Genomic DNA, 13,999 nt, shown 5'->3' with positions numbered 1-13,999 from the left:
ACATGAGCACCACTACCATTGAAATAACAACCGACAACAAAACGCAATTTCTTCGGGAGACCTTAACAGGACTACGATCTGAGCCAAAATTTATGCTTTCCAAGTATTTTTATGATGCTACCGGAGACCGCATATTTCAGCAGATTATGGAAATGGAAGAATATTATCTAACCAATGCAGAAATGGAAATCCTCCAGTATCAGTCTGCGCAACTTTCGCAAGCCATATCTGCAGATGGTACTGCCTTCGACCTGATCGAGTTGGGTGCTGGTGATGCCACCAAGTCCATTCATCTGTTAAAATCACTGCTGGACGATCAGATGGAATTTAGTTATTTTCCGATTGATATTTCAGCGCATGTAATTTCAGATCTGGAAGAAAATCTGCCTAAAAAACTTCCTTCGTTGGATATTAAAGGGCTAAATGGCGATTATTTCGACATGCTGAAAAAAGCCACTGAACTGTCGGAACGTAGAAAAGTGGTGCTGTTTATGGGCGCAAATATTGGTAACATGACAATTGCCGATGCTGAAAGTTTCTGTTTGTCTTTAAAGCAATTACTTTCTCCAAACGACCTGCTCATTATCGGCTTCGACCTCAAAAAAAATCCGCAACAAATTTTAGCTGCCTATAACGATAAAGGCGGAATTACCAGATCTTTCAATCTCAATCTACTTCAACGCATCAATAAAGAACTCGATGGTGATTTTAATATTGATCAATTTGAACATTATGCCAGTTACGATCCGGCATCAGGTGCCTGTAAAAGTTACCTTATCAGTTTAAAAAACCAGATTGTAAATATTGGCCGCCATGTCATTCATTTTATCGAAAATGAATATATTTTTATGGAAATCTCACAAAAATATTCCTTAGGTGATATTGATCAATTGGCCGCGAAAACAGGCTTTAAACCTCTTCAACGTTTTTTTGATCACAACCAATATTTTGTAGATGCCATTTGGAAAGTAGATTAGCTCTTGCCATCTAAAACTTGTAACAACCGGTTTAAATCCTCTTCCTTATTATAAAAATGGAAGGAAATCCTTGTACCTGCCCCTCTTGGTGAGCAGAGTATTTTGGCGGCAACAAGTTTATCTACTGTTTTTTGATCAAGCGGCATACTCATAATTGTCGATTGATACTTTCTGTCGAGCATCCAGTCGGGAACTAGTCCTCTTGAATTTAGTTCCAATCTTGCTTGATTACTGAGCGTTTGTGTGGTTTTTTCAATCCAATCGAAACCAAATGAACCAAGATAATTTAAACTTTCGTTTAACGTGCCGAAGTTTAAGGTATCCAGATGTCCGGGTTCGAAACACATAGATAAATGATCTTTGCCTTTTAAGAAAGGCGCTGTAGGTAATTCGGCCAGTTTGTTTTTATTATAAATGGCATCTTTCATCTGATCTGAAAGCAAGGCATAACCGTTTCCATATCCGGCTAAAAGCCACTTGTAACCACTACCAATCAATGCATCTAAGCCCGATTTTTCAAAATTAAAGGCAGTAGTACCCAAAAACTGAGTTCCATCGCCAACTAATAACAAGTCAGGGTAGCTTTTTTTTAGTTTCCGGATAAAATCCTCATCCATTCTAAAACCACTAATGTATTGTACCATACTAAAAGCCAGAATGGTAGGTTTAAATTTTTCGATGGCATTAATGATATTTTCTTCTAGTTTTTCATCGACTGGAATACTATGATAATCAAAACCCATGCTGATTAAGGGGTAACTTACAGACGGGTATTCTTCTTCCAGTAATAGAAAACGATGGTTTTTGTCCAATCCACTTAATAAAGTATTAAAACCGACTGAGAAATTCTGAACCAGATAGGTGTTCTCAGGTTTTGAACTGAAAAGTTTAGCAATGTTATTTCCGAGGTCAGTAATAATGGGCATATTTTCCATCTTGAAAATGCTCCCACCTGCTATAAATGCCTGGTCATGTTGGGTTCGCCATTCAGCCAAATTGGTCGATAAAATGCCTGAATTGGCAGTATTGAGGTACGTGTATTCTTTGAGGATCGGAAAAGATAGGTTCATGCCCAAAATTAAAAGAATTATGCATTAAAAAATAAATGCTGCCCCCAAAATTGATTTTTATACAAACCTATGAGAATCACGTTTGTTAGGGTAATACAATCTGCTAAAGTTATTATGGAAAATCAAACATCGATACTGGTTACGGAACTTAAAAAATTATTAAATGGGGGTGGAGCACATGTAGGCTTTAAAGATGCTGTTGCTAATCTACCTTTTAATCTTTTGGGCGAAAAGCCTAACAACTTGCCTTATAGTATTTGGCAATTGGCCGAACACATTAGAATCGCTCAGTGGGATATGCTTAAATTTAGTAAGGATGGATCGCATCAATCGCCTAAATGGCCAGACGAATATTGGCCTAAAGAACTGGCACCTGAAGATGAACAGGCCTGGAGCAACACCTTAAAGCAGATTGATACTGATTTGAAAGAATTTATTGCTTTGCTATATTCTTCAGATTTATATGTGCCAATTCCGCATGGCGATGGACAAAGTATCTTACGTGAAGCCTTACAAATTGCCGATCATAATGCTTATCATATTGCCGAGATTGTTGTCATCAGGCGTTTATTGGGTGCCTGGAAAAGCTAAAGAAAATTGTCTTGTTTGGGCCTGTACTTTGCCGCTTATGCAGCCGGTTACTATTGTTTTAATCTGCTAAATTTAACTGTTCGTTCTCGTGAAAATTGATTTAAAAAAAGATTTATGTTACAAAACTCAAAAGCATTCAGTTCATTTTCTGTAGATGATGTACAGCAAGCAAAAGATTTTTATCAGGGAGTACTGGGTATCGAAGTTAAAGATAATCCAATGGGCTTAATCGAATTGGTTATTCCCGGATCAGCAAATGTTTTACTTTATCCAAAGCCAAATCATGTTCCGGCAACTTTTACGGTGCTTAATTTTCCTGTAGAAAATATAGATCAATCCGCCGACGAATTGATTGCCAGGGGAGTAAAGTTCGAGATTTACAATGAAGAGTATTTAAAAACAGACAGTAAAGGCATCTCCCGTGAAAATGGAGGACCAAGCATTGCCTGGTTTAGAGATCCTGCTGGTAATATTTTGTCTATTTTGGAAACGTCCTAAGCTTGGCTAGACTTCCGAAGTTGGCAAAGCGCAAAGGCCATAGTGCAAACTTCGGAAGTCTTTTCCCTATTCAATGGTCGGTGGCTCACCGACCATAAATTTAATTCAGATTATTTTGATAGCGCATAACACTGTAAGAAGTTTTGTAATGGTATGGATTTATGGGTTCGGTCTGTGAGGATACAGACCGAGGAGATAGGCTTGGCAAGACTTCTGAAGTTGGCAAAGCGCAAAGGCCATAGTGCAAACTTCGGAAGTTTTGCAATTAGCCGATCAGCCCAAAACATTGATGTGCAATTTCGTATTCTTCATTAGTTGGAATAACCAATATCTTAACCTTTGAATCCGCTGTGTTAATCTCTTTTATTTCACCTTTATATGCTCTGTTATGCTCTGGATCTATTTCAATACCCAGATAATTCAGCTCTGAACATACAGCCTCGCGCATGTTGCTATCATTTTCACCAACTCCTGCGGTAAATATAATCGCATCAATGCCGTTCAATATAGCAGCATAAGCCCCTATAAATTTCTTAATCCTGTAAGCATATAATTTAAGCGCTAAAACTGCTGCTACGTTTCCATCGCTAACCATTTTTCTGATGTCGCGCATATCGCTTGAGCCACCTACACCCAAAAGCCCGGATTGTTTATTAACCAGCGTGCTCAGTTGCTCTAAGGTATATCCGGAATGCTCCATCAGATGAAAAATAACCGATGGATCGATATCTCCGGAACGTGTGCCCATCATTAAGCCACTTAGGGGACCAAAACCCATACTGGTATCTATTGATTTACCATTTTTAATAGCCGTTATACTGCAGCCGTTTCCTAAGTGAATGCTGATTATTTTACTATCTTTTTTGTTTAACCAATTAATAGCCTGTTCACTTACATATTTATGGCTGGTGCCATGAAATCCATATACCCTAATGTTATGCTCTTTATAATACCATTCTGGAATGGCATAACGATAAGCCTGTTCTGGTATGGTTTGATGAAATGCCGTATCAAATACAGCAATTTGTTTGGCATTTACAAAAGTCTGTTCGGCTACTTCAATACATTTATAATTAACCGGATTATGGAGCGGAGCAAGGGAAAACAGTTTTTTGATCTGATGTTTTACCTCATCAGTAATAATTGTCGGCCCAGAAAAATGTTCACCTCCATGCACTACTCTATGGCCAACAGCTGCAATATCATCATGACTTGTAATTACTGCGTATTCTCCTTGTGTTAATAGTGCCAAAACCTGTTTTAAAGCTTCACCATGATTGGCTATAAAACCTGCTTCTTCTATGCTGTGTTTTTCGCTATTGGCATAAACTGTATGTTTTATAAATGAGCCTTCAATGCCAATACGCTCTACCAGCCCACTGCAAACTGGGGCTTTTTCGGGCATGTTAAAAAGCTGGTATTTTAAGGAGCTACTTCCCGAGTTAATTACTAAAATCTTCATATTAAATATCCTGGCATTGAATCGCTGTAATTACAACGGTGTTAAAAATATCATCTACCGTACAGCCACGGCTCAAATCGTTTATTGGTTTGTTTAAACCTTGTAACATCGGGCCAATGGCCAACGCCCCGGTTTCGCGCTGTACCGCTTTATAGGTGTTGTTACCGGTGTTTAAATCGGGAAAGATGAGCACACTTGCTCTCCCAGCTACTTCAGATCCCGGTAGTTTTTGTTTACCCACAAGTGGATCTACAGCAGCATCGTATTGTATCGGTCCTTCAATTTTTAATTCCGGATGTTTTGCTTTTACTATTGCGGTAGCTTCTCTTACGCGTTCTACATCTTCACCTTCTCCAGATGTACCTGAAGAATAAGAAAGCATGGCAATACGTGGTTCAATGCCGAATTTGGCACTGCTTTCTGCCGAGGAAATTGCGATCTCAGCTAATTGCTGAGCAGTAGGATTGGGATTAACCGCACAATCGCCAAATACGGCCACACGCTCTGGCAAGCACATAAAGAAAATAGAGGAAACCACCGATACACCCGGCTTTGTTTTAACAAATTGTAAAGCAGGCCTGATGGTATGCTGTGTGGTATGAACGGCCCCTGAAACCATTCCATCAGCATCACCTTTGTAAACCATCATCGTACCGAAATAAGAAACATCAGTCATCATATCTCTGGCCATTTCCAGGTTTACATTTTTGGCTTTGCGCAATTCATGCAAGGTATTTACATAATCATTGTAATGTGCAGAATGTCCTGGGTTGTGGATTTTTAAAACGTTTGTATCTAAATTTAATCCAAGTCTCTTAATACTATTGGTAATTTCAACCGGATCGCCTAAGAGTGTAATGTCTACAATTTCCTGGGTGATGAGTTTTTCAACCGCTTTTAAAATGCGTTCATCGTTTCCTTCCGGCAAAACGATATGTTTTTTATCACGTTTGGCCCATTTAACCAATTGGTACTGGAACATGTGTGGCGTAATACCCTGGTAGCTGAACGTGATAATTTTATCATCCAGTGCTTTTATATCCACATACTTTTCGAAAAGTTCTATCGCTAACGCAATTTTTTTCTTATTCTCAATCGTAATTTTAGAATGAATGCCACCAATGGCTGTAGTGGTTTCAAAAGTTCCTTTTTGTACCGCTATAATTGGGATAATGGTTTGTAAACCTTCAATCAATTTAATAATCGGCTCATCAGGTAAACTGCCTGCGGTTAAAACAATCCCAGCAATTTTTGGATAATTGGCTGATAAGTTGGCCTGAAGCGCGCCAATAATAATATCGCCACGATCGCCAGGAGTAACAATAAGCAGGTTATCTTTAATGTGCCTTAAAAAATTGGGTAACATCATGGCTCCTGTTACAAAATTATCAACCTGATTATCCAATAATTCAGAGCCAAAAAGCACTTCGCCACCTAAGGCTAAAGTAATTTCGTTCATGGTTGGACTTTGCAGACCATTTTCAGTTGGAATAACGGCGATAAGCAGTTCCGTCGGCAACTGATTGATTAAAGCTTGTTTAATACGCTCCGCTTCCTCCGGATTCACCATATTGGCCACTACACCTAATACCTGTACATCACGCAACAGGAAGTTCCGGTAGATATTGATGGCTGATTTAAAAAGCTGGCTTGCCGTTTTGTTTTTCCCTGATACCACTATTAAAACAGGTGCACCTAAGTTTTTGGCCATTAAGGCGTTCGATTCGAATTCAAAGGCCATTCCTTCACCTAAAAAGTCGCTGCCCTCAATTACGGTGAAATCGTAGTTATCTTCTAGTTTTTTATATTTACTGATGATGGTATTGATAATCGCTCCGCTATCTTCTGATTGATGGAGCATTTCTTGCCGGGTAAAGGCAAAAGCATCTTCATATTTAACAGGAAGCGAAAAATAATCTAACATGGCTTCTACATGTTCATCTTTTTTATTCGGATCGTCTTGTGCAATAATCGGTTTAAAATAACCTACCTTTTGGGTTTTTGCCAGTAACATATTGATCATCCCGAAAGCAATTACTGATTTTCCTGTATAGGGTTCGGCTGAAGCAATGAATATATTTTTAGTCATAAATAAGGAGCAATGTATAGGAATAACCAATTACGCCCAATATAGTTGGAAATATTTATTTTAAAAACTAAAGTAGGTTAAGTTTTAAAAGGTTACAAAAACCAGTTATTAAATGGGGCTCAAAATAAGGTTTAACGGCCAGAAAAAACTGGATCAATATGGTTTTTAACGTTGGATTAAGCCATTTTTAAACCGTTTTTTACGCATTTGATTCAATTAATAACTTTAACATTTTTAGCCTGTGTAGAATTGGCACATTTACTTTAGCATCAGGATTGAGTTTTAACGGCGTAAAATGGCTCTCCAGAAAATGGGCATAATCGGTAATTACGGTAGCCTGATTCAGATAAATTGGAACCTGTTGCTTGCCGGCTTGGGTAAAAAAATCTTCTAGCTGCTGTATTTCTTGAATGGTCATCCTACAAAGTTATCATTCTATTTTAAGCAGATCGAATTAAATTTATTTGATAGTTGGTATCTGCCTAATGCTCAATCATAATGATTTAAATATTATTCTGATTAGCGCTATAGATTATTTTTGTACTAAAAATTTTAGTTTAAATTTGTGCTTCCCTAAGATAATTGTTTTGTAATTGTGTGGCCAGAGAATGGATAATAGTGAAATAAGAAAAGATCTACATCATGTTGAAATCGCTCCGGTTGTTTCTTCATTTAAAAAGGAGCATTACCGAAAAGAAACGGTGTGGCACCGGGATTGGAAGTTGGCTTTTCCACCTTCGTTTAGAGAGGTTGCCTTTTATGATGCTGCAAATTCCGATACTCACCGGGCAGATATTTTTACACCGTCGGGTTATACCATCGAGTTTCAAAACTCTCCCATAACACCTGCCGAGCTCCATAGTAGGGAAGCCTTTTATCCTAACTTGATATGGGTATTGAATGGTAAAAAATTTAAAGGATTCAAAATATTGAAACATCTGCCAGATGTGGATGATGCGAAACTAAAGGATTATGAGTTTTGTCATTCCGATCACCTTTCAATGGTTAGAAAAGCTGAGGTGATGCAGGGAATACCCAATCCAAAAATACTTAATTTTTACCATCAGGAATTACAAGGGGTTAAATTCACCTCAAACCTATATTCTTTTTGCTGGAAACAACCGCATAGTGTATGGTATTTAGCTACCGCTAAAATTATTGTTGACTTAGGCGGACATTTTTTATATGAACTAAAACAGCGTAAACAACTAAACGGAAATTACCCTTACCTGGAAATGTTAAAGAGAAAAACCTTTATCGATTGGCACACCCCGCCAGAAGTTTAAGATAATATAAGTTAAAAACGCATTTGAGATTAGGATATAGATAGATGAAAAGGGAATTTCACTAATAAAAAAAACGTATTAAAACGCTACACATGGCAGGCGTTTTTAATACGTTCAGCAGTCTTATTTCATACTGTCGTTTATTTTATTGATCATGACTAAATGGCTTTGAACAATTGGTGCAGTTTTAGTTGCAAAAGATTTAAGATCTGCGTCTTTTCCATCTCTTGATTCATCTTCCATTAATTTTAAGGTAGATTTATGTCCATCGACCATTGCGCTTACATAAGCTTTATCAAAATCTGCACCTGTTTTTTTGCTTAGGTCTTCCATTTTTTTCTTGTGCTCATCATCTACTGTACTTGGAAGTGTAATGTTTTTTTGTTTTGCTATGGCCATTAATTCAGTATTTGCCATACCATGGTCTTTAACCATCATGGTTGCAAATTCTTTAACCTGAGGATTACTGCTTTTTTCGAGGGCCATTTTTCCCAATTCTACTTCTGCCATACCACCAACAGCTGCCTGAGTAGTGAATTTGGCATCAGCTTCTTCAACTGCAATTCCGCCAGTTGCTGCAACGTTCGAGGTGGTGTCTTTTGTTCTGTTTAAACTATCGGCATTTTCTTTGGCATCTTTATTTCCACCATTACAAGCCTGAAAGGCCAGGGCAGAAATGGCCATTACATACATTAACTTTTTCATATCCATTGTTTTTGTTGTATATGGATAACATGTTTTAGCGCAAAAGGGTTTTAAGCTTTTAAATATTCGTTGATTCATACCAATAGCCAATTGCTCTGAAAACTAAATAAGTTAATCGGGAGAAATTAATATTATGCCAAAAGTTCCTGAAATGAACTGTCATCATTGAGTTCACTTTGCAGTACACTGCGAGGGATAGTCATTACCTCACAATGAAGATTTTTCTTGCGCAATCCATTTACTTAGACCCTTAAATGAATTCAGGGTGACGATCACGTTAAAACGCCCGGTAAGACTAACTATTTCTTCAACAGCGTATCAATCTCCGCATTAAATTCTTTCACAAATTCATCATAAAATTTACCGGTTGCCGGGCCATTAAAACCTGTATGGATCTGGGCTACATTTCCCTGTTTATCGATGATAATGGTTGTTGGGAAAGATAAAAATGAATCAAGCGCGGGTAACGATTCAGATACCACCTGTTTGTCCGCTGTACCTGCCAATACCTGGTCGTATTCGATACCAAAACGTTCTCTGAAACGGGTCATTACTTTCTTTGCATATTCAGGCTCGGTTGAACGCTCATAATGCAAAGCAATAATTTCTACACCGCGGTTTTTGTTCTTTTTGTACCATGGCGCCATAAAAGTAGCTTCGTCAACACAATTAGGGCACCAGCTACCAGTAATGGTTAAAATCACCACTTTGTTTTTATACTTTTCATCTTTTAGCGAAATCTTTTTTCCATTTAGATCAGGAAAGCTAAAATCAAGTGTTTTGTATCCTGATTTAAGATAAGTAAGCTTGTAAGGATCGGGGAGGGCTGCATCTTTATTTTTGGTTCCGGTAAAAGGCTGACTACCCCTTGCTCCTAAAACTTCACCCTTAATAGCACCATCTGCCTGGAAAGTTCCTTTGTAATAAGCAGGAGAGGAGCCGATAAAACTCGAAAGTTGAAATTCATTTCCTTCTACAACACCTTCCAGATAACGAGAATCGCCGGTTACGCGGAGAAAAGTACCCGTAAGTTTGTTCCCTGCTTGCTTAAATAAACCTACTGTTTTTTCTTCTTTACCATTTGGCGATGTAAAAATCACATCGTAACTACCAGAATAGTCTGCTGTAGCAGGTTTATCAGTTTTAAAACGGTAATTTTTGTGCTCGGCAATAATGACTAAAGGTTTACCAGCTTTATCCTGTTTTCTTAACGTACCCGTTAATTGATTGCCAACTATAGCAAATGCAAGCTCGTTATCAAACTGATCCAGTTTGACAAAAAGCGAGTCGGCAGTTTGTTTTACAGGACCACCTTCGAAACGCTCTTCAGCATTGCGGAAATATAATTTTTGCTGACCGTTTTTTTCGCTGATCTCGAAGTTGAAAGGGATTTCTAATCCTTCCTTTACTTTAGCTATTCCACGCCAGTTACCGGGAGCAACAAATGTTTTTTGGTTTTTCTCCTGAAGTTTTGCTGCCTGTTTTTTTACCAGGGCCGTTTGTTCCTGAGCATAGGTGAAGGTTATTGATATTGCCAGTACGGCTGTTAAAAGGGATTTAAGTTTCATTGGGACTGTGTTTGTCGACTAAATTACTAGACAAAGATATGGATGTATTGTCAAAGAAAAAATATTTCGATAAAAAAACTATAAAAACTATAGGATAAATGGAATTAATTATACCTTTGCCCAAGTTATTTTAAAATACTTATCAAGAAAGGCGGAGGGAATGGCCCTGTGAAACCTTAGCAACCATCTAATTTTTAGAAATGGTGCTAATTCCATCCCAGATGAATCTGGGGTAGTTAAGTCAGTTGTTTGCGCTATCCTAATATAAAATATATGGAGCACTTCTGGTTTAAGAGGTGCTTTTTTTTAGCCCTGAATGCCTTCTTGAAATTAAATTATGCATTAAATAAAATCATTCAAATGAGAAAAACAGACAAGCTAAAATCGCCTTATGTAAATCCTTATGTAAATCCTTGTGTAGACTCCCGAATGCGCTAGTCCTGTTAAAATTGCTCCGTTTTAACAGGCACTTTTGATCTAACCATCCCATTTTATTTTTTTATAAAACACGGTTATTAACCGTTAGGGATTCGTTTTGTCCAAAATTTATCTTTTAACCAATTTTTAAAACACACACATGATCAAATTTTTAAAATCAATGGCATTCATCTTACTGCTCTTTATTACGCAGCAGGTATTTGCTCAAAATGTCACCGTTACCGGAACGGTAAAGTCGGCAGATGGCGAGACACTGCCCGGCGTTTCTATATTTATCAAAGAAACCAGGCAAACTACCATTTCTGATGGGAAAGGTGTTTTTTCTATCAGTGCGCCTGATCAAGGTACTTTAGTATTTTCTTATATCGGTTTTAAAACCCAGGAAATACAAATCAATAAAAATGCCGGGCCGATTTCGGTCATTCTTCAATCAAGTGATAATGCGTTGGATGAAGTAGTGGTTACCGCCTTGGGAATTTCGAGGCAGAAAAAATCGCTCGGTTATGCAGTTCAGGAATTAAAAGGACAAGATCTGGCCGAAGCTAAAGAATCTAACCTGGTAAATGCACTGGCTGGAAAAATAGCCGGAGTTAGGGTAACGAACAGTCAGGGGAGCATGGGATCATCACGCGTAGTCATCAGAGGAGAAACATCTATAGCCGGAAATAACCAGCCATTATTTGTGGTTGATGGGATTCCGGTAGATAACTCTCAGTTGAATTCTGCAGGGGCAAGAGATTATGCGAATGCCATTTCAGATATCAATCCAGAGGATATAGAATCAATTAGTGTGCTAAAAGGACCAAATGCAGCGGCATTATATGGCTCCAGGGCTGCCGCAGGGGTGATCCTGATTAAAACCAAAACAGGTAAATCGAAAAAAGGATTGGGCATTGATATTAACTCCAATGCCGTTTTAGAAACATTGCTCACCCTGCCAGTTTATCAAAATGCTTTTGGTCAGGGATCAGAAGGGAAGTTCAGTTATGTGGATGGCGCAGGTAAAGGTATTAATGATGGGGTAGATGAGAGCTGGGGGCCAAAACTGGATGGAAGATTAATTCCGCAGTTTTTTTCAAAAGGAGTTGCGGTTCCATTTATAGCCCATCCGGATAACGTACGCGATTTCTTTCAAACCGGATATTCATTAAATAATGGGGTATCGGTCGCAGATGCAGGCGAAAGGTACGATTACCGCATCTCCTACAATAACCTGAAACAAGTAGGCATTGTGCCGAATTCCGGACAGGGTAAAAACTCATTTGTATTAAATACGTCACTAAAGATAACACCAAAACTAACCTTAACGGCTAATGCGAATTATAGCAAACTTAATTCAGATAATTTGCCTGGCACAGGAGGTTCACGTTCAACAAGTACCATGTTGCAGTTTACGTGGTTTGGCCGTCAGGTTGATATTAACCAGTTAAAAAACTATTTGGATGAAAATGGAAAAACGTTTAACTGGAATAACAGCTATTACAGCAATCCATATTGGATAGCTTACGAAAATACAGTTTCGCAGAACCGCAGTCGCATTATCGGTAGCTTAGCCCTTAATTATAAGATTATTGATGGCCTTGATTTCAATTTCAGATCGGGTACGGATTATTACAACGACAGGCGTAAAGTTAGAATCGCTTATGGTACGAACGGAACACCTTTTGGCTCTTACACAGAGAGTGCCTTTACGGTAAGCGAGAATAATACCGATGCAACCTTAAACTTTAACAAGCAGTTAAATGATGATTTTAGCTTAGAATTATTGGGTGGTGGTAACATCCGCAGGCAATATATTGAGCAGAATGATCAAAGTGCACCTAAACTAGCCATCGCAGGACTTTATACCCTTAAAAACTCTCGTGATCCCCTGATTTCATCTAATAATTTATCGCGTTTAAAATCATATAGTGTTTATGCATCAGGTCAGATCGGTTTCAGAAATTACCTTTTCGCCAACATCACGGCACGTAACGATTGGTCGTCTACCTTACCAGCACAGAACAGGTCTTATTTTTACCCGTCATTTAACGGAAGTTTTGTAGCAACCGAAGCCTTTGATATTAAAAGTGAAGCCCTTAATTATTTGAAAATACGTGGGGGCTGGTCTAAAGTAGGTAAAGATGCAGATCCTTATCGTTTGATCAATACTTATGCGTTTAGTGCGCCTTTTAACGCAAACCCTCAACTTACCACAAGTAATATCGACCTTAATCCTAACCTTAAACCAGAAACTACCACTTCAACAGAACTGGGTGTTGAGGCTGTTTTCTTTAACAAAAGGTTACGTTTAGATTTAAGTGCATACAATACCAATAGTTACAATCAGATTTTGGCAGCCGATGTAAGTCAAAGCACCGGATTTAGCTCAAAACTGCTTAATGCCGGAAAAATAAACAACAAGGGTATAGAAGCACAATTGGGCATCACCCCAATCAAAAAAACTTTTACATGGGATATTGATTTCAATTTTGCAGCAAACAGGAGTAGGGTAATTGAACTCGATGCAGAGAAATTATTAACGAATTACATTGTAGCTACCAACTCAGCGCAGGTGATTGCTACCGTTGGACAACCTTATGGATCACTTTTCGGAACAGCCTTTTTAAGAGATGGCAATGGAAATATTATTGTAAATGCCACAGGTGCACCAGCAACAAACCCAACCAAACAGGTATTGGGAAAATATACACCAGATTGGATTGGCGGGGTATACAATACCTTTACGTATAAAGGTATAAGTTTAGGCGTACTGGTTGATGCGAGTATTGGTGGTTCTATTTACAACGGTACTTATGCAACAGGTACTTATACTGGAGTTTTAGCCTCTACACTGCCAGGAAGAGCAGCTGAATATGGCGGAATCTCCTATTATTATCCTGGTAACGATAAAGCCAACGGAACAGTACGGGTAAATGGAACAGCTCCGACAGGTGTAACGGTTTATGATGACGGAATTGTTTTTGATGGCGTAACTGCCGATGGTAAACGCAATGAAAAAGTGTTACCTGCCCAACAATATTATAAATCGTTCAGGAATATCGATGAAGCAAATATATTCGATGCCTCTTACGTTAAGCTTCGTGAAGTTAAGCTTAGCTACAATTTGCCGGCCAAATGGCTCCGTCCGTTAAGTTTGCAAGGCGTTTCAGTATCACTTGTTGGCCGTAACCTTTGGATTATTCACCGCAATACCGTAGATATTGATCCGGAAGTAGCCTTTAATACTGGCAACGGACAGGGGTTGGAAAGTTTATCTAATCCAAGCACACGCAGCTATGGTATCAACCTGTATGTTAAATTTTAAATATTCCC

The 13,999-nt window shown here is 38.5% G+C and carries 11 protein-coding genes and 1 riboswitch; of the genes, 5 read left to right on the top strand and 6 right to left on the bottom strand.

The genetic code is table 11. The features are described from left to right. Positions 1-2: 2 nt before the first annotated feature. A complete protein-coding gene (locus IM793_RS09885) occupies positions 3-977 on the top strand; it encodes an L-histidine N(alpha)-methyltransferase (RefSeq protein WP_193420879.1) in 975 nt (324 codons plus the stop codon). Here IM793_RS09885 and IM793_RS09880 read toward each other — a convergent pair. Next, positions 974-2,047: an aminotransferase class V-fold PLP-dependent enzyme gene (locus IM793_RS09880; RefSeq protein ID WP_193420877.1), complete on the bottom strand. Its 1,074-nt coding sequence runs from the start codon at positions 2,045-2,047 to the stop codon at positions 974-976. The two genes, IM793_RS09885 and IM793_RS09880, sit on opposite strands and share 4 nt — an antisense overlap. Before the next feature lie 114 nt (positions 2,048-2,161). On the opposite strand from IM793_RS09880, the gene IM793_RS09875 reads away from it, so the two are divergent. Together IM793_RS09875 and IM793_RS09870 are read left to right on the top strand one after the other, a co-directional pair. Then, positions 2,162-2,638: a DinB family protein gene (locus tag IM793_RS09875; protein ID WP_193420876.1), complete on the top strand. Its 477-nt coding sequence runs from the start codon at positions 2,162-2,164 to the stop codon at positions 2,636-2,638. Positions 2,639-2,752: 114 nt separating this feature from the next. Next, positions 2,753-3,136: a VOC family protein gene (locus tag IM793_RS09870; protein ID WP_193420874.1), complete on the top strand. Its 384-nt coding sequence runs from the start codon at positions 2,753-2,755 to the stop codon at positions 3,134-3,136. 265 nt (positions 3,137-3,401) lie between these two features. On the opposite strand, the gene IM793_RS09865 is transcribed toward IM793_RS09870, so the two are convergent. From IM793_RS09865 to IM793_RS09855, 3 genes are all read right to left on the bottom strand, one after another. Continuing rightward, positions 3,402-4,598, bottom strand: a complete 1,197-nt coding sequence (locus IM793_RS09865; protein ID WP_193420872.1) for an acetate/propionate family kinase — start codon at positions 4,596-4,598, stop codon at positions 3,402-3,404. A 1-nt stretch (position 4,599) separates the two neighbouring features. After that, positions 4,600-6,687 carry a phosphate acetyltransferase gene (gene pta, locus IM793_RS09860; protein ID WP_193420870.1) on the bottom strand — a complete coding sequence of 696 codons (2,088 nt, stop codon included), beginning with the start codon at positions 6,685-6,687 and terminating at the stop codon, positions 4,600-4,602. Between the two features lie 199 nt (positions 6,688-6,886). Then, positions 6,887-7,105, bottom strand: a complete 219-nt coding sequence (locus tag IM793_RS09855) for a hypothetical protein (protein ID WP_193420868.1) — start codon at positions 7,103-7,105, stop codon at positions 6,887-6,889. Positions 7,106-7,295: 190 nt separating this feature from the next. Here IM793_RS09855 and IM793_RS09850 point away from each other — a divergent pair, with 190 nt between their 5' ends. Then, positions 7,296-7,973, top strand: a complete 678-nt coding sequence (locus tag IM793_RS09850; protein ID WP_227256201.1) for a competence protein — start codon at positions 7,296-7,298, stop codon at positions 7,971-7,973. Positions 7,974-8,096: 123 nt separating this feature from the next. Here IM793_RS09850 and IM793_RS09845 read toward each other — a convergent pair whose 3' ends face one another. Then, complete coding sequence (locus IM793_RS09845; protein ID WP_193420867.1) at positions 8,097-8,678, bottom strand: DUF4142 domain-containing protein; 582 nt, start codon at positions 8,676-8,678, stop codon at positions 8,097-8,099. A 299-nt stretch (positions 8,679-8,977) separates the two neighbouring features. Next, complete coding sequence (locus IM793_RS09840; RefSeq protein WP_193420865.1) at positions 8,978-10,246, bottom strand: peroxiredoxin; 1,269 nt, start codon at positions 10,244-10,246, stop codon at positions 8,978-8,980. 136 nt (positions 10,247-10,382) lie between these two features. Continuing rightward, a riboswitch (SAM riboswitch) is annotated at positions 10,383-10,489 on the top strand. A gap of 334 nt (positions 10,490-10,823) precedes the next feature. Between IM793_RS09840 and IM793_RS09835 the strand changes: the two genes are divergently transcribed. After that, positions 10,824-13,991, top strand: a complete 3,168-nt coding sequence (locus IM793_RS09835; RefSeq protein ID WP_193420863.1) for a SusC/RagA family TonB-linked outer membrane protein — start codon at positions 10,824-10,826, stop codon at positions 13,989-13,991. Positions 13,992-13,999 lie beyond the last annotated feature (8 nt).

This window comes from Pedobacter sp. MR2016-19 (assembly GCF_014947265.1).
Taxonomy (GTDB): Bacteria; Bacteroidota; Bacteroidia; order Sphingobacteriales; family Sphingobacteriaceae; genus Pedobacter.
The sequence above is the reverse complement of the archived record's forward strand: the minus strand, read 5'-3'. Positions and strand labels throughout refer to the sequence as shown.